At 64.1% G+C, this 15992-nt stretch carries 14 protein-coding genes and 1 tRNA gene; 1 reads left to right on the top strand and 14 read right to left on the bottom strand.

The annotated features are described in order from the left end of the window. Positions 1–57: 57 nt before the first annotated feature. From lpxC to DDE20_RS07340, 14 genes are all read right to left on the bottom strand, one after another. A complete protein-coding gene (gene lpxC, locus DDE20_RS07405) occupies positions 58–984 on the bottom strand; it encodes a UDP-3-O-acyl-N-acetylglucosamine deacetylase (RefSeq protein WP_116557805.1) in 927 nt (308 codons plus the stop codon). A 224-nt stretch (positions 985–1208) separates the two neighbouring features. Then, the gene (gene ftsZ / locus DDE20_RS07400; RefSeq protein WP_116557804.1) at positions 1209–3182 is read right to left on the bottom strand and encodes a cell division protein FtsZ; all 1974 of its coding nucleotides are present in this window, start codon (positions 3180–3182) and stop codon (positions 1209–1211) included. 233 nt (positions 3183–3415) lie between these two features. Further along, positions 3416–4750 carry a cell division protein FtsA gene (gene ftsA / locus DDE20_RS07395; protein WP_116557803.1) on the bottom strand — a complete coding sequence of 445 codons (1335 nt, stop codon included), beginning with the start codon at positions 4748–4750 and terminating at the stop codon, positions 3416–3418. Then, positions 4747–6108, bottom strand: coding sequence for a cell division protein FtsQ/DivIB (locus DDE20_RS07390; protein ID WP_165814446.1), 1362 nt, complete (start codon positions 6106–6108; stop codon positions 4747–4749). Before DDE20_RS07390 ends, ftsA begins: the two co-directional genes overlap by 4 nt. 287 nt (positions 6109–6395) lie before the next feature. Continuing rightward, positions 6396–7310 (bottom strand): D-alanine--D-alanine ligase, encoded by a 915-nt coding sequence (locus DDE20_RS07385; protein WP_205961631.1) that lies wholly within the window; start codon positions 7308–7310, stop codon positions 6396–6398. Positions 7311–7412: 102 nt separating this feature from the next. Continuing rightward, the gene (gene murB, locus DDE20_RS07380) at positions 7413–8351 is read right to left on the bottom strand and encodes a UDP-N-acetylmuramate dehydrogenase (protein ID WP_116557800.1); all 939 of its coding nucleotides are present in this window, start codon (positions 8349–8351) and stop codon (positions 7413–7415) included. 59 nt (positions 8352–8410) lie between these two features. Then, positions 8411–8677, bottom strand: coding sequence for a hypothetical protein (locus DDE20_RS07375; protein ID WP_116557799.1), 267 nt, complete (start codon positions 8675–8677; stop codon positions 8411–8413). Positions 8678–8740: 63 nt separating this feature from the next. After that, positions 8741–9010: a hypothetical protein gene (locus tag DDE20_RS07370; protein ID WP_116557798.1), complete on the bottom strand. Its 270-nt coding sequence runs from the start codon at positions 9008–9010 to the stop codon at positions 8741–8743. Continuing rightward, on the bottom strand, positions 9007–10425 hold the full coding sequence (gene murC / locus DDE20_RS07365) for a UDP-N-acetylmuramate--L-alanine ligase (RefSeq protein WP_116557797.1): 1419 nt from the start codon (positions 10423–10425) through the stop codon (positions 9007–9009). Before murC ends, DDE20_RS07370 begins: the two co-directional genes overlap by 4 nt. An 18-nt stretch (positions 10426–10443) precedes the next feature. Continuing rightward, a complete protein-coding gene (locus DDE20_RS07360; protein WP_116557796.1) occupies positions 10444–11565 on the bottom strand; it encodes a UDP-N-acetylglucosamine--N-acetylmuramyl-(pentapeptide) pyrophosphoryl-undecaprenol N-acetylglucosamine transferase in 1122 nt (373 codons plus the stop codon). Then, positions 11565–12731: a peptidoglycan glycosyltransferase FtsW gene (locus tag DDE20_RS07355; protein ID WP_116557795.1), complete on the bottom strand. Its 1167-nt coding sequence runs from the start codon at positions 12729–12731 to the stop codon at positions 11565–11567. Before DDE20_RS07355 ends, DDE20_RS07360 begins: the two co-directional genes overlap by 1 nt. Positions 12732–12810: 79 nt before the next feature. Continuing rightward, a complete protein-coding gene (gene rarD / locus DDE20_RS07350) occupies positions 12811–13743 on the bottom strand; it encodes an EamA family transporter RarD (RefSeq protein ID WP_240607877.1) in 933 nt (310 codons plus the stop codon). Positions 13744–13792: 49 nt separating this feature from the next. Continuing rightward, positions 13793–15181, bottom strand: a complete 1389-nt coding sequence (gene murD / locus DDE20_RS07345) for a UDP-N-acetylmuramoyl-L-alanine--D-glutamate ligase (RefSeq protein WP_116557794.1) — start codon at positions 15179–15181, stop codon at positions 13793–13795. A gap of 83 nt (positions 15182–15264) precedes the next feature. Beyond that, positions 15265–15341: transfer RNA gene (locus DDE20_RS07340), tRNA-Asp, on the bottom strand. 168 nt (positions 15342–15509) lie between these two features. On the opposite strand from DDE20_RS07340, the gene DDE20_RS07335 reads away from it, so the two are divergent. Further along, entirely contained in the window at positions 15510–15956 is a 447-nt protein-coding gene (locus DDE20_RS07335) for a hypothetical protein (RefSeq protein ID WP_116557793.1), read from the top strand. Positions 15957–15992 lie beyond the last annotated feature (36 nt).

Here is a 15992-nt window from a genome sequence, read left to right as displayed (position 1 = left end):
GCGAAGCCACCGGCCAAGCAATGCGCCCGCCCCTACGTGAACCCGCGCGCGCAGGCCTCAGGCAGCGAGGGCCAGATCCTTGGCACAAACACCGGCACCGGGCAGCGAATGCGCCTGCTCGTCATTGATGGTAACCCATTCAAATGCCAGCGGATCTGCCAGCAGCGCGCGCACCAGACGACCGGTCAGCGTATGACCGGCACGGTGGCCCACATAGCGCCCGAGGATCGGCGCACCGGCCACCGCCAGATCGCCCATCGCATCCAGCATCTTATGGCGCACCGGCTCATTGTCATGGCGCAGCCCGCCGGGGCTGAGCACCGCGTCGCCCTCGACCACCACCGCGTTCTCATAAGAGCCACCCAGCGCCAGCCCGTTGGCACGCATGAAATCCACATCCGACTGGCGGCAAAACGTGCGGCTGTCGCTGAGTTCACGCACAAAGGTGCCGTTGCAAAGCTGCAATTCCAGCTGCTGACGTCCGATCGCCGCATCGGGGAAATCAATCTCGAAAGCCATCGAGAATTGATCCGCCGGTTCCAGCCGCGCCCAGGCCTCGCCCATCCGCACCTTCACCGGACGCAGCAGGCGAATGGCGCGCAGGGGCGCATCCTGTCCGCGCATACCCACGCCGACAAAGGCCGAAACGAAGGGCCGCGAAGAGCCGTCAAGGATCGGCACTTCCGGCCCGTCCAGCACCACCAGCGCGTTGTGTATCCCGCAACCGGCCAGCGCCGCCATCAGATGCTCGATGGTGGACACCGTCACACCCTGATCATTGCCGATCACCGTGCAGAGGCTGGCCTCGATCAGCGCCGCCGGGCTGACCTTGATCCGGCGCTGCGCTGCGGCACCATCCAGATCGCTGCGCTCGAACACAATCCCGTGGTTCACCGGTGCGGGGTGCACGGCCAGCGTGACCTTCTGCCCCGAATGCAGGGCAACGCCGTGAAAGCGCGTGGATGTGTTGAGCGTGGTTTGCACGGAGACAAGCCTGTGGTTGTTGTTGCTGGAACTGTATTAGGAAGCAAAGGGTTAAAGCTCAACTCACGCTTTGTAACACGATGTAACACGCTTCTCACATATGCGCGAGAATCCGCCGACCCGCCAATCAATACACCCAAGTCATTGATATAAATGAAAAAGAACCGGCAATCGCCGGTTCTTTCAAGGCCATGCAAAGCGGCGAAGTGATCGCCCGCTAGCGGTTAATTGGCTTGCCGACGCAGGAAGGCAGGGATCTCGATCCGGTCCTGCGAGCCGCGATGCTGCGGTTCATCGTCATAAGCCTGGATCGGCGGCTGCTGGCGCGGTGCCGCGGCGGTGGCTTCACCGCCCGACCCGGCCATGCGGTGGATCAGCCCGCCAAGACCGCCAAAGCGCGGACGTTCCTGCGCCTGTTCTTGCTGCGGTGCAGCTTGCGGCACCGGCTGCGGCGCATGCTGGCGCGCCTGCGGCTGGGGCTGTTGATGCTGCTGCGGCTGCTGGCGCATCTCCTGACGCGGCTCATACTGCTGCTGGGCGCGCGGCTCTTGCTGTTCGGGCTGTTTGAGCACCGCTTCGCGCAGGCGCTGCAGGGTCTCGGGCGAGGGCTGGCCCGAGCTGCGCTGACGGCTGGGCGCGGTGAAACTCGCCGCATCCTCCATCTGCTGGTGCTGCGGCTGCGGCGCCGCCCCGCGCGACGGGTTCACCATCACCGTGGTGCGCGGTGTGCCGGCCTGTTCGCCAAGCACATCGTCAAGATCGAACTCATCCTGCACCGGCGCGGCCCCACCATGGGCCTGACCATGCGCTTGCCCGTAGGCCTGCTGCTGCGGATTGGGCTGCTGGTTGCTCGGCTGGTGATTGCTTGGCTGGTGATTGCTGGGCTGGGGCGCATAGGTCTGCTGGCGCGGCACGGCGCGGAATTCTGCACGCGGCTGCTCCTGACGGGGCTCGTGGCGCTGTTCGTGACGCGGCTCCTGCTGATACTCGGCGCGCGCCTCATATTGCGGCTCATAGCGCGGCTCGCTCTCGACCGCGCGCAGCGGCTCGGCATAGGTCTCGGCCTGCGGCTCGGGCGCGTAATGCTCCTGCGGCGCGTTATAGCCGTGATCCTGACCGTAATCCTGTTCGGCAACCGGCTGCGGCTCGGGCTCGGCCTCATAGGCGGGCGCATGACCCGGCAGCGGCTCGGCCAGACGGCGGCGCTGCACATCCAGCGACTGCGCGTCATGGGCGGCGTCGATACCGGTGGCGACCACCGACACGCGGATCATGCCTTCCATCGCGTCATCCAGCGTCGAACCGACGATGATATTCGCTTCCGGATCGACCTTGTCGCGGATCAGATTGGCAGCTTCGTCCAGTTCGAACAGCGTCAGATCGCTGCCGCCGGTGATGTTGATCAACACCCCGCGGGCGCCGTTCAGGCTGATTTCATCCAAGAGCGGGTTGGCGATCGCCTTCTCGGCGGCCTGACGCGCGCGGTCTTCGCCCGCAGCCTCGCCGGTGCCCATCATCGCCTTGCCCATCTCGTCCATCACCGCGCGCACGTCGGCAAAGTCGAGGTTGATCATCCCCGGACGCACCATCAGATCGGTGACACCCTTCACGCCCTGATAGAGCACATCATCGGCAAGGCTGAAGGCCTCGGTGAAGGTGGTGCGCTCATTGGCCAGACGGAACAGGTTCTGGTTCGGAATGATGATCAGCGTATCGACGACCTTTTGCAGCGCCTGCACACCGGCCTCGGCCTGCTTCATCCGCTTGGCGCCCTCAAAGGCGAAAGGCTTGGTCACCACACCGACGGTCAGCACGCCCAACTCACGCGCGGCCTGCGCGATGATCGGCGCCGCACCGGTGCCGGTGCCGCCGCCCATACCGGCGGTGATAAAGCACATATGCGCGCCGCCCAGATGGTCGATGATCTCTTCCAGCGTCTCTTCGGCCGCCGAGGCCCCGACCGAGGCGCGCGCACCGGCGCCCAGCCCTTCGGTGACCTTAACCCCCAACTGGATGCGCGAGCGCGCTTTGGACTGCTGCAGCGCCTGCGCGTCGGTATTCGCCACGACGAATTCGACGCCCTCAAGGTTCTGCTCGATCATATTGTTGACCGCATTACCGCCAGCGCCGCCAACACCGAAAACGGTGATCCGCGGGGTCAAATCCGTGTCTTCGGTCGGGATAAAGTTAAGTGCCATTGCCTGTTCCGCCTGTATCTGCCGGTTTGCCTTTGCCGTTTGCCACGGCTGGTCGTCCGGTCGTTGGTGATTTGCTCGATTTTTTAAGTGATTCTAACGCGTCAGCGAGTCGTCGTCATCTAAAAAACGAATCATATGTCCATCGAACCGGCGAATTCTCGCCACAAGTCGCCCTAATTCCATTTTCAAGCCTCATTGCGCCGTTATTCACCCGTATCACCAATCTCGAATGCTTACCAATTGTCCTTGAACCACTTCATCGCGCGTTTCAACGGGCGCGCGGCGAAACGTTGCGCGGGAATGTCGAAATCCCACCATTCATCCTGCGGACAGGCGGCAAACTGGCACAGACCGACAATCGCCGAGAACGACGGGCCGGTCGCCGCTTGTGGCAGCCCCTGCACGCGGATCGGACGCCCCAGCCGCACATGCTGGCCGAGGATCTTTGCCGCCAACCCATCGAGCCCGGGCAATTGGCTGGCACCACCGGTCAGCACGATCTGCTGGCTGGGCAGATGATCGAACCCCGCTACATCCAGCCGCGCCCGCACCTCCTCGAGGATCTCTTCGACCCGCGGGCGGATAATCCCGATCAGTTCCGAGCGGGTGATTGTGCGCCGGTCCTTCTCCCAATCGCCGCTATCGCCACCGATCTCGATCACATCGCGGTCGTCCTTGCCGGTGGCATGCACGCCGCCGTGGAAGGTCTTGATCCGCTCCGCCGCCGAATAGGGGATCTGCAACCCCTTGGCGATATCGCTGGTGATATGATCGCCGCCCAGCCGCACGGTATCGGCATAGACCATATGTTTCTTGATAAAGATCGACAGGCTGGTCGCCCCGCCGCCAAAATCAATCGCCGCCGCGCCCAGCTCCTGCTCATCCTCGACCAAAGCCGCGCGTCCCGCCACATAAGACGCCGCCGCCAGCCCAGCGACCTCGACATCGCAGCGCTTGAGGCAATGCACCAGATTTTGCACCACATCGGCCTCGACCGACAAAAGATGCAGGTCACAGCCCAACTGCCGCCCCGCCTGCCCGCGCGGATCGCTCAGCCCGCTGCGGTGGTCGAGCATGAAGTTCACCGGATGCGCGTGTAACACCTCGCGGCCCGCGCCCAGATCGGGCACATCGCAGGCATCAAGAACCCGCGCGATATCATCCTCGCTGACATGCGCGCCCTCCAGTTCCACCATCCCCTCAAGCCCGTAAGACCGCGCGTCCCCGCCCGAGAAACACAGGATCGCATGATCCACCCGCGTCTGCGCCAGCTTCTGCGCCCGCTGCAGGGCGGTGCGCACCGCGCGCTCGGTCTCTTGCATCGCCGCAATCTCGCCAAAGCGCACCCCGCGTGAGCGTGTGGTGCCCGCGCCGATCACCCGAAACGCCGCCTGTCCGGCCAGCGCGCCAACGCCCGAGCCCTCACGCGGGCCCTCCGAGACGCCGAATTTCAGGATCAGACAGGCAACCTTGCTGCTGCCGATATCCAGAACCGCCAGAACACCCCGTTGCATAGCCTGCTGGCGCATGTTCCGCATCGCACGCTGCGACTGATAAAGATCCGTCATCTGTTTTGCGCTCCGCTTGTGTCTTGTCGATTTTCATAAAGTGCCGCTATCGCCTCGGATGAGAGGCGCAGGGTCGGTCGCGTCGGATTGCGCAGATCGACGACCTGCACATCCAGCGACAAAAGGTTTTCCGCCATATCCAGCGCCAGAACCTGTTCCAGCGCAGCCACCGCACCGCGCGCCGGCAGCATGATCCGCTGGTCACGATCCAGCACCACATCCCAGCGGCGCTCGCCGATCCGCACCAGCCCGCGCAGCCGCTCATGCAGCGGCGAGGCCGCCGCCCAAAGCGCATGTGCCTCGTCAATCACCGCGGTGGCGCCCTGTCCGGCGATCAGCGGCAGATCGGGGCGCGCCGCCCGCGTTGCCAGTCGCGCCACACGGTGGCCGCCCGCGTCAACCAGATCGAGCACCCCGCCGTTGCGCCAGATCATCGCCGGCATCCGCTCTTCGATTACCACCTCCAGCACGCCCGCGCGCACCTGCAGCGAGGCACTATCGACCGCATCCAGCGCTTCGGCACGGTCGCGCAGCGCCTCCAGATCCAACTGCCACGAGGAAATCGGGAAGGTGATATCCAGCATCTGCGCCACCCCCTGCGCAATCTCGGGCGAGCGCGACTCGACGTTGATCTCGCTCACCTGAAACATCGGCTGGTTCTCGAGGGTCATCCGCAGCGAGGACAGACCGGCGACCAGATCCGCCCGCCGCGTCTCATCCGCCACCCAGCCAATCGCCAGCCCGAAACTCAGCAGGATCGGCAGGCCCACGCGGACAAAATGGCGCACCATCGGCGTCAGCCACAGCCGGTTAAGCCGGTACATCGTGCGGCTCGGCGAGGGATCGACCTGCTGGTGCATTTCCTCGGGAAACACCGACATCGCGGCCCAGCTCTGCGCCGCCTGTTGCGCGCCCATGGACTGCCCCATGGATTGCCCCATCGAATGCGACGCCACACCCTGAACACTGGCCTGCCCCCAGCTTTGCGCTGGCCATGCCTGCGCCGCAGGCTGTGTCGCAGCATCTGGCGCGGGCGCATCCGACAAGCCCCGCGCTTGGGGCCGCATCCGCGCGCCCTGTGTCGAACCTTGCGGCGTATACAGCGCCGAGGGGATCGCCCCCTGATCCAGCAGATCAGTGGCGCCCCCATCATCACCCTCATCACGGCCCGCATCGGCGGGGTCAAAATCGGCCACCAGATCCCCGCCCTCGCCATCCCCCAACAGGGGCCAGCAGGGCAGCGGATCGCATTGCCAGCGCGCCGCATGGGGCACGACCTCGGGAGTCTGCGGGCTGCGCGGCGTCACCTGCGGCGGCGCCACCTCCAGCGGATCGGGCCAGTCCCATTGCCGCGGCATCGGGTTATGGCGCAGCTTTTGCGGCGCCCCGTCGCGCGCGCCCGGCCATTGCCAAGCGCCCTGCCCGCCAGCCTGACCCCCAGAGTGACCCCCAGAGTGACCGCCAGCCTGCCCAACCGGCGGCGCGGTATCTTGTCCGGTGCTATATCCGGCAGGTCCGGCGCCCGGCTCGGCCATCTGCCCGGCCGCCGCCTGTCTTCCGACCTGTCCATATGGCTGTGCAAATGATTGCCCGAAGGGCTGGGCCTCGCGCCGCGTCAAAGGGGGCGTCAGATTGCGATCACGGATCACCGTTGACACGAGGCATCCTCCACCAACCAGCGGCACAGATCGGGGAATTCCATCCCCGTCACCCGCGCCTGCTCGGGGCTTAACGAGGTCGGCGTCATTCCGGGCTGGGTGTTGGTCTCCAACAAGACCAACCCCTCAAGCCCGCGTGCTTCATCCCAGCGAAAATCCGTGCGGCTCAGCCCGCGACAGCCCAGCACCTGATGGGCGCGCAGCGCATACTCCATACAGGCGTCGAAAATCTCCTGCGGCACCTCGGCAGGCACCACATGGCGCGAGCCGCCGGGCAGGTATTTCGCGTCGTAATCATACCAGCCCTCGGTGACGATATCGGTGACCGTCAGCGCGCGGTCGCCCAGCACGCTGGTGGTCAACTCGCGGCCCGGGGCGAAGGCTTCGACCATCACCACCTCGGGCATCGCCTCGTCCAACTGCGGCGGGCCGTTGTTTTCCTCGCCGACGATCCAGACGCCAACCGACGAGCCCTCATTGAACGGTTTCACCACATAGGGCGGCGCCAACACATGCCGCGCGCGCACCTCGGTTTTCGCGGCCAGCACACTTTCCACCACCGGCAGCCCATGGGCGCGGTAAATATCCTTGGTGCGCTGCTTGTCCATCGCCAGCGCCGAGGACAGCACGCCCGAATGCGTATAGGGGATGCCCAGCCATTCCAGCAGACCCTGCACACAGCCATCCTCGCCGAAGGGGCCATGCAGCGCATTGAACGCGACATCAGGCCGCAGCTCCGCCAACCGCTGCGCCAGATCGCGCGCGGCGTCGAGTTCGACGACCCGATATCCGGCCTCCCGCAGCGCGGCGGCGCATTCGCGCCCGCTCGACAGCGACACCTCGCGCTCAGCCGAGATGCCACCCATCAAAACCGCCACTGTGGAGGGTGCCCTGCTCGACATACCCACCAACACTGCCTCATCCAGGGCTTTGCGCCCCAATTTTCAGTTAACAGCCGGTCATAGATTATAGGTTGTGCCCGGCCGCGCAGGTCTACTGCCCGCTCAATCCTGCGGTGGCGTTGCCTCGCCGACCCGCATGATCTCCCATACTAGCGAAATCCCGCTGTTTTGGAATACTCTTTTTCGCACTTCCTCGCCCAGACCTTCCAGATCCGCCGCCGAAGCACCGCCGGTGTTGACCAGAAAATTCGCGTGTTTCGGCGACATCTGCGCTCCGCCCAGGGTTGCGCCGCGCATCCCCGCCGCCTCGATCACCGCCCAGGCCTTGCGCTCATGCGTATCATCCGCCCGCCCGGTCGAGGAATATCCCGCCGGATTGCGAAACGTCGACCCCGCCGTGCGCTCCTTGGTCGGCTGCGTCGCATCCCGTTTGGCCAGCTGCGCCTCCATCAGCGCCGCCAGCTCCGCCGGATCGCCCGCAGGCGCGCGGAAAATGGCCGCAGTAATCACCGCCCCCTCGGGCAAATCCGACTGCCGGTATTGCAGGTTCAACTCCGCCGCCGGAACCTCCCGCTGCGTGCCATCCCGCAAGATCATGCGGACACTCTCCAGCCGATCCGCTACATATTGCCCGTAACACCCCGCATTCATCCGCACCGCGCCGCCGATCGAGCCCGGAATCGTGCGCAAAAACGTCAGGTCCAACCCCGCCTCGGCAGCCCGGCGCGCCACATGCGCATCCAGCGCCGCGCTCCCCGCTGTGACCCTGTCACCGTCGATCTCAATCGTGTTAAACCCGCGTCCAAGCCGGATCACCACCGCGCGAATCCCCCCGTCCCGCACGATCAGATTCGAGCCCACACCCATCGGAAACACCGGCACCTCGGGCGGTAGCGCGGCCAGAAATGCGGCCAGATCCTCGGCGTCGGCGGGCTGGAACAGATAGTCCGCCGGTCCGCCCACACGCAGCCAGGTCAACCCGTCGAGCGGGCGGTTCGCGGTCAATGTGCCGCGCACGGTGATATGTGATAAATCGGTCATACTGTCTGGTAGCTTGACGCGCAGACCCTGTCCAGAAGCCCCGCGCCCCACCGCGCGATTCAGCGCCGCCGCTGGCCCCAAATCGCCAGCAAGGCGACCAGCGCCATGCCCAGACCAATCGGCAGAAACAAGATTAACGCGGGCATCGTGTAATCCAGCGCGTCCATCTCTTCGAGCGTCGCGCCGTAACCCCAAAGCGCCGCCGCGACGATGAGCAACAGCACCGCGCCCCATAGCGCCGCTTTCGCCGAGATGACCCGCACCAGAATGCCGCCCAAGACCACGCCGATGGGCAAGGTGACCAGCACGATACTCAGAACAATCATCGGCAAAACCCTCGCGGATGCTGCCCCGATTATGCCCCGATAGGGTTAAAAATCAATGACCGATCAATCGCGGCGCCAGATCCGCGCGATGACCGCCCCCAGCGCCAGCCCGATGGTGGTCGGGATCGACCAGAGCATCACCATCACCGCCAGCGCGATCCCCTCGGCGCCCTGCCAGATGAAAATCACCGGCACCGCGACAGCGCCCGCCAAGGCGATCACCACCGCAAAGACGAAGGGCGCGCGCGGCGAGCCCCAGCGGCCCAGCACAATGCCGCCTATCAGGCCCAGAATCACCCAGATCGCCGCGTCCCAAAACGGTGCGCCGGTCATGTGCCCGCCCCCTGCAGATGCGTGGGCAGCGCCTGCGCCCAAGCCGAAATCGTCCCCGCACCAAGGCAGACCACAATATCACCGGGCCGCGCCTGCGCGCGCACCAAATCCGCCAGTTCCGCCTCGGAATTCAGCGCCCGTGCCTGCGGATGGCCCTGCGCCTGAATGGCCACCACCAAAGCCTGATGATCAGCGCCCTCTATTGGCGCCTCCCCCGCAGCGTAAACCTCTGAAATCGCGACGAAATCGGCCCCATCAAAGCAACGCGCGAAATCGTCGAACAGCGCATGCAAGCGCGAGAATCGGTGCGGCTGATGCACCGCAAACACCCGCGCGCCCTCCTCAACGGATTGCCGCGCGGCCTTGATTGCGGCTGCAATTTCAACGGGATGATGGCCATAGTCGTCAATGATCGTGACCCCACCCACCTCGCCGACGCGTGTAAAGCGCCGCCCGACGCCTTGGAACCCTTTGAGCGCGGCGCGGATTTGATCGTCGCTCATGCCCAGTTCCAGCCCCACGGCCACCGCCGACAGCGCGTTCGAGACGTTGTGATCGCCGGGCATTGGCAATTCGCAACTTTCAATAATCCGACTATTACCACCTAAATTTACCCGGATATCAAAGAAAGCCTTACCCTTTTCGAACGTCAGACCTTTGGCCTGCACATCGGCGCCCGCGTTGAAGCCAAAACTGACGATCCGCCGGTTCTTCACCCGTTCGGCCAGCGCCGCGACTTCCGCGTGATCGGTACACAGCACCGCAACCCCGTAAAACGGAATGCGGTTCAAAAAGGCATCGAAGCCTGCGCGTAGCGCATCGAAAGAGCCCCAATGCTCCAGATGTTCGGGGTCCATATTGGTGACCACTGCGATCTGCGTCGGCAGCAGATTGAACGAACCGTCGCTCTCATCGGCCTCGACCACCATCCAGTCGCCGCTGCCCGCCCGCGCGTTCGACCCATAGGCATGCAGCACCCCGCCATTGACCACCGTCGGGTCAAATCCGCCCGCGTCCAGCATCGCCGCCATCATCGTGGTGGTGGTGGTTTTGCCATGGGTGCCGGCGACCGAGATCGACGGGCGCAGCCGCATCAATTCCGCCAGCATCTCGGCGCGGCGCACCACCGGAATGCCGCGCGCCTGCGCTGCCGCCATCTCGGGGTTGCTGGGTTTGATCGCGGTCGAGGCCACGATCACCGCCGCATCGCCCAGATTTTCGCCCGCATGCCCCTCAAAAACCGTCGCGCCCAGACCCGCCAACCGCTCAGTAATCGCGCTGGATCTGGCGTCGGACCCCTGCACTTTGAACCCTGTTTGCAGCAGGATTTCCGCAATGCCCGACATGCCGATGCCGCCAATGCCAATGAAGTGAAGCGGGCCAAGGTCGTGCGGCAGCAGGGTGCGCGTCGTCATATCGGGGGCTTTCAATGGTTAATGTCCGGCGGGCGGAGGTCCGGCCAAGCGCTCGGCCAGATCGGCCAATTCAGCGGCGGCATCGGGTTTGCCCAATCCGGTCGCCGCATGGGCCATCTGTAGCGCCGCGCGGGGCATGGTTAATATCGTGGTGATCTGCTCGGCCAGCGCCTCGGGGGTGAACTGGCTTTCGGGCATCAATACCGCCGCCCCTGCATTAACCAGTCCGCGCGCATTGGCGGTCTGTTCATCGCGCAGCGCAGCGGCCAAAGGCACCAGAATCGAGGGCCGTCCGATCACCGTCAAATCCGCCAGCGTCGAGGCTCCGGCGCGCGAAATCACCAATTGCGCCTCGGAAAACAGTCGCGGAACATCGTCGAAAAACGGCGCCACGTCGGCAGGAATATCCGCCGCCTCATATGCCGCCTGCACGCGCTCCAGATCCTCGGGCCGCGCCTGTTGCGCAACCCGCAGATACTGGCGCACCTCGGGCGGCACCAATTGCATCGCCGCGGGCACCACATCCGAGAGAATGCGCGCGCCCTGACTGCCGCCAAGGATCACCACGCTCATCGGGTAGTCACCGGGCGGAATATAGGGCGCGGCGGTGCGTTCGCGGACCGTGGCGCGCACCGGATTGCCAATGTCATATCCGGCAATGCCAGCGGGCAAAACCGTCGGCCAAGTGCCGCAAGCCACCGCCGAAACGCGGCGCGCGAACACTTGGTTAACGCGCCCCAAAACACCGTTTTGCTCATGGATCAGCCGTGGAATGCGCAGGATCCACGCCGCCGCCAAAGCCGGGATCGAGGGGTAGCCGCCAAAGCCTGCCACCACCGCCGGACGGTCGATAATCATCGCCGCGGTGGCCGAGGCAATTCCGCCCAACACTTTGAACGGCACCAATAATTTCGCCAAGGCCCCGCCGCGCGCAAAGGTCGCCGAGGCCACCCTGCGCCGCCCGACCGCCTCGGGGAAACCGCCCGCATAGCGCGCGCCCCGTGCATCGGTCGATAAGACCACCCGCCAGCCGCGCCCGAGCATATCCTCGGCCAAGGCCTGGGCCGGGAACATATGCCCGCCGGTCCCCCCGGCGGCGATCACCACCAGCGGGGTTTTGTCTGTGCGCCTCTTGGTCATCACCGCCCCCGTGTCAGCAAATGGTCGCTGATTTCACCCTGCGGGCGGCTGCGCGTCAAGGCCAGCAACATGCCGACCATGATCCCCATCGCCAAGAGCGACGATCCGCCTTGGCTGATAAACGGCAGCGTCATCCCCTTGGCAGGCAGCAAGCGCACCGCGACGCCCATATTGATCATCGCCTGCGCCGAAATCATCGCCGCCAGCCCCGAACCGGCCAGCCGGATGAACATATCACGCTCCCGCGTTAACCGTGACAGCGCACGTAAACAGATCACCGCATAAAGCGCGATGATCAGGGCGACCATCACAAAACCGTATTCCTCAGCCGCGACGGCAATCACGAAATCCGTATGCGCGTCAGGCAGTTGCCATTTCACCTGCCCCTCGCCCACTCCGAGCCCGAATAATCCGCCCTCCTGGATCGCCGAGGCCGCATAGCCCAGCTGCGACCGCGCATCGACCTCGGCGGCCCAGAATCCATCAATGCGGCGCGCGAAATGCTCGGAGCCGTTATAAGCCGCCACGCCGCCCAAAACGGCCGTTCCCGCCAATCCGAGGATCAACACCATCGGCGCGCCCGAGATGAAATACATCACCCCCCAGCCAAACAGGATCAACACCGACTGGCCAAAGTCGGGCTGCAACACCAGCAGGAACACCGTCGACAAGACCGCCGCCAGCGATAGCATTTTGCCCGGCGGGCCGTTCAAATCCTGCCCCGCCGCCAAAAGCCATGCGCCGCAGACTGCCAGACAAGGCTTAACAAATTCCGAAGGCTGGATGGTGGTGAAGCCGAAGCTCAACCAGCGCACCGCGCCCTTGCCGAAATCGCTGCCGATGAAAGGCAAGAGCGCCAGCGTGCCGAACCCCAGGACGAATCCCAAGACGCCCCAGCGCCGGATCGTGTTGGGCGATTGCATCGAAACGACGAACATCATCGCCATCGACAGCGTGGCATAGACCACATGCCGCTGGAAATAATGAAAGGGTGACAAGTGGTTACGCGCCGCGAGTGGCGGCGATGAGGCCAGCGCCAGCAGCAGGCCGATGCCGACCAGAAGTAAAACGCAGGAAATTGTCCAGCGGTCGACCGTGCGCCACCAGCGCGACAACACCGGTTCGCCCGTGTAAACGGGCATGGTGCCATGGACCATTTCTGTCATGGTTGGGCTGCTCTCATTGCCTATGGTTCGCCCGTTTTCCGGGTCTGGTGGCAAGGATAACGCGGATGCCGCGCCAAGGCTAGGGGCTTGCGACCGAACGCCGCCGCCGCCAGATCAAATCGGCGGAATACAGCACCAAGGCCGCCCAGATCATCGGAAAAGCCAGTTGTTTGGCGCCGATAAACGGCTCGTTAAACACGAAAACCGCCGCGCCCATAATGAAGGTCGGCGCGATATATTGCATCAAGGCAATCGTGGTCAGCCGCAACTGTTTGGCGCCATTGGCATAAAGCATCAAAGGCACCGCCGTCACCACACCGCAGCCGACCAGCAGTAATGTATCGACGCCGCCAACCGAGCCGAACTGCATCTCGCCCCGGCTGACGAGATAGATCAGATAGCCCAGACCAAAGGGAAACAGCAGGATCACCTCCAGCGTGAATCCCTGATTGGGCCCGATGGGCAAGGCGCGTTTGGCCAGCGCATAAAAGCCCCAGCTGACGGTCAGCGCCAGCGAGAGGATCGGCAGGCTGCCCGCCTCCCATGTCAAAACGGCGACCGCTGCACCGGCCAGCGCCACCGCGCACCATTGTGCCACAGTCAGCCTTTCGCGCAAGATCACCGCCCCGAGGAAAATGCTGAAAATTGGATTGATGTAATAGCCGAGTGCCGCCGAAAGCACCTGCCCGGACTGGATCGCATAAAGGTAAACGCCCCAATTCACCGTCACCAGCGACGCGGTCAATCCGGCCATGGCCAGCATCCGCGGCTGCACGATGGCGCGGCGTAAATCCGCCGTCCGCCCGAGGATCAACAGCACGATCAGCGCCACCGGCACCGACCAGATCACCCGATGGGCCAAAATTTCGGTCAGCGGAATATGGTTAAGCGCATGCAGATAAAGCGGCAGCCCGCCCCAGATCAGATAGGCCCCGAGCGCCAGAAGAAATCCGCTAAGCGTATCGCCCGCCGGGGCTTGCGGCGGCGCAGGTTCAAGGGGCATTTGGGACATGGTAACGCTTTCACTCGCTCACACCGGCAGGTCCGGCCGGCCCGGCGTGTTAGCCGTTGAGTGCCGCCTGCACAAGGGCGGTGAAATCCTCGCCGCGTTTCTCGAAATCGGGATATTGATCGAAACTGGCGGCGGCGGGCGCCAGCAGCACCACCTCGCCCGGCTCGGCTTCGGCCACCGCGCGCGCCACCGCGCGGGCCATGGTCTCGCAGATTTCATGCGGTGTGTCGCCCAATTGCAGTGCGAAATCGCGCGCCGAATGGCCGATCATATAGGCTTTGACCACCGCGCCCAAATGCGGCACCAAAGCCTCCAGCCCGCCGTCCTTGCCCAGGCCTCCGGCGATCCAGCGGATCTTAGGAAAGGCCTGTAACGCCTTGGCGGCGCTATCAACATTGGTCGCCTTACTGTCGTTCACATAGCGCACGCCGTCTTTCTCGGCGATCAATTGGCTGCGGTGCGGCAAGCCTTTGAAACTGGTTAACCCCGCCTCAATGCCGCGCGGCGCCAGCCCCAGAGCGCGCAACGCGGCATAGGCGGCACAGGCGTTCTGATGGTTATGCGCACCGGGCAATCCGGGAATATTGCGCAGGTCAATCGAGGCCACCTGCCGCCCGCCGCGCCATTCCGCCAGATGCCCGCGACGCGCAAACACCGACCAGCCCTGCCCCTGCAGTCTTTGCCCCGAGGAGATGCGGATCGCGCGGCTATCCTGCGCATCTTCGGCGTATTGCATCGCCAGATATTGCCCCTCGGGCTCATCGACGCCGATCACCGCGCGGGCTGGCGCGCCTTCGGAAAACAGGCGACGCTTGGCGGCAAAATAGCCGCCCAATCCGCCGTGCCGGTCCAGATGATCGGGGGAGAAGTTGGTAAACACCGCCACATCCGGCGCCAGTATCCGCGCCAGATCGCTCTGGTAGCTGCTCAATTCCAGCACCACCACGCCGTCCTCGCCCGGCAGGTCAATCGCCAAGACGCCGGTGCCGATATTGCCCGCCACTTCGACCGCGCGTCCGGCCTCATTCAGCACATGGGCGATCAGCGCCGTGGTCGTCGATTTGCCGTTCGAGCCGGTCACGCAGACCACTTTCGGTGGCTCGTCGCTATCGGTCAGCGCGCGGAAAAACAGCCCGATATCGTTGTCCACCGGCACCCCGGCCTGCAGCGCAGCGGCGATCACCGGATGCGGTTTGGGAAACAGATGCGGGATGCCCGGTGAGGTGATCAGCACTGATAGCTGCGGCACCGCGTCCTGTCGGGTCAAATCCACACAGGCGAATCCCGCCGCTTCGGCCTTGGCGCGGCCCTCGGCGCTATCGTCCCATGCGCAGACCTCGGCGCCGCCCGCAGCCAGCGCCGCACAGGTCGCCAACCCCGAACGGCCAAGCCCCAAAACGCCAACGCGCAGGCCTTCAAACCCTTGAACGGTAATCATAATTCACCCGATCCACTGTGACAGGCGGCACCATAGCCGAGCCGTCGAAAAAGCGAAAGCATTCAGATCAAAGGGAGGGAAAGTGGCGCGGTTGACGGGGCTCGAACCCGCGACCCCCGGCGTGACAGGCCGGTACTCTAACCAACTGAGCTACAACCGCGCGATGGCCGTCAGATAGGCCACGGGCCGCGGGGCGTCAAGCAAGAAACAGCGCGGATCGCGGCGAAATGCGAAATCACCGCCCGGTTGGGGGGCAAAGGCGCATTCTATGTGGAAAATCCATAGGTCACGCTTGAAAACGCGTGGCTTTTTACTCTAAGTTTTGCAAGTGGATGATGAGTATCTCTATCTTGACCGGCGCTTTGCCATGGTCGCAGTTGCGATCTCGCTTGGGTTTATCGCCGTGGGCGCCGCGTTTATCGGCGAGCCTGAACATGGCATTGCCCTAAGTTTCGTGATCTGCGGCGGTATTTTCCTGGTTATGAGCCTCGCGCTATTTTGGCTCAAAGTTGCCGAATTGCGCGGTGATCATGTGAAAATTGGTAAACACCGGTTTGCCTATGCCCAGATTGCCGAGATCGACCACGGCAGCCGGATCGTGCAGGATCAGGCCGCCCTCGCCTCCGGCACAAGCAGCCGCCAGCAGGATTTCATCACCGTATATCTGCGCGACAGGGACCAGCCGGTGGATGTATCGGTGATCCTCTATCGTCAGGGCCCCGAGGGTATCGCGGAAAAGATCATGGAACGGGTTAACTTGCTTAACACAGGGTAAATGCGCCCGTCTAAGCCGTTGATTTATCAGGGTCCG

The sequence above is a fragment of the Pararhodobacter oceanensis genome (assembly GCF_003076755.1).
GTDB classification, from domain to species: domain Bacteria; phylum Pseudomonadota; class Alphaproteobacteria; order Rhodobacterales; family Rhodobacteraceae; genus Pararhodobacter; species Pararhodobacter oceanensis.
The sequence above is the reverse complement of the archived record's forward strand: the minus strand, read 5'-3'. Positions and strand labels throughout refer to the sequence as shown.

Coding starts and splice junctions, on each gene's coding strand:
- ftsZ (WP_116557804.1), bottom strand. CDS start 3,182: ATGGCACTTAACTTTATCCCGACCGAAGACACGGATTTGACCCCGCGG.
- ftsA (WP_116557803.1), bottom strand. CDS start 4,750: ATGACGGATCTTTATCAGTCGCAGCGTGCGATGCGGAACATGCGCCAG.
- DDE20_RS07390 (WP_165814446.1), bottom strand. CDS start 6,108: ATGCCGCGGCAATGGGACTGGCCCGATCCGCTGGAGGTGGCGCCGCCG.
- DDE20_RS07385 (WP_205961631.1), bottom strand. CDS start 7,310: ATGTCGAGCAGGGCACCCTCCACAGTGGCGGTTTTGATGGGTGGCATC.
- murB (WP_116557800.1), bottom strand. CDS start 8,351: ATGACCGATTTATCACATATCACCGTGCGCGGCACATTGACCGCGAAC.
- DDE20_RS07375 (WP_116557799.1), bottom strand. CDS start 8,677: ATGATTGTTCTGAGTATCGTGCTGGTCACCTTGCCCATCGGCGTGGTC.
- DDE20_RS07370 (WP_116557798.1), bottom strand. CDS start 9,010: ATGACCGGCGCACCGTTTTGGGACGCGGCGATCTGGGTGATTCTGGGC.
- murC (WP_116557797.1), bottom strand. CDS start 10,425: ATGACGACGCGCACCCTGCTGCCGCACGACCTTGGCCCGCTTCACTTC.
- DDE20_RS07360 (WP_116557796.1), bottom strand. CDS start 11,565: ATGACCAAGAGGCGCACAGACAAAACCCCGCTGGTGGTGATCGCCGCC.
- DDE20_RS07355 (WP_116557795.1), bottom strand. CDS start 12,731: ATGACAGAAATGGTCCATGGCACCATGCCCGTTTACACGGGCGAACCG.
- rarD (WP_240607877.1), bottom strand. CDS start 13,743: ATGTCCCAAATGCCCCTTGAACCTGCGCCGCCGCAAGCCCCGGCGGGC.
- murD (WP_116557794.1), bottom strand. CDS start 15,181: ATGATTACCGTTCAAGGGTTTGAAGGCCTGCGCGTTGGCGTTTTGGGG.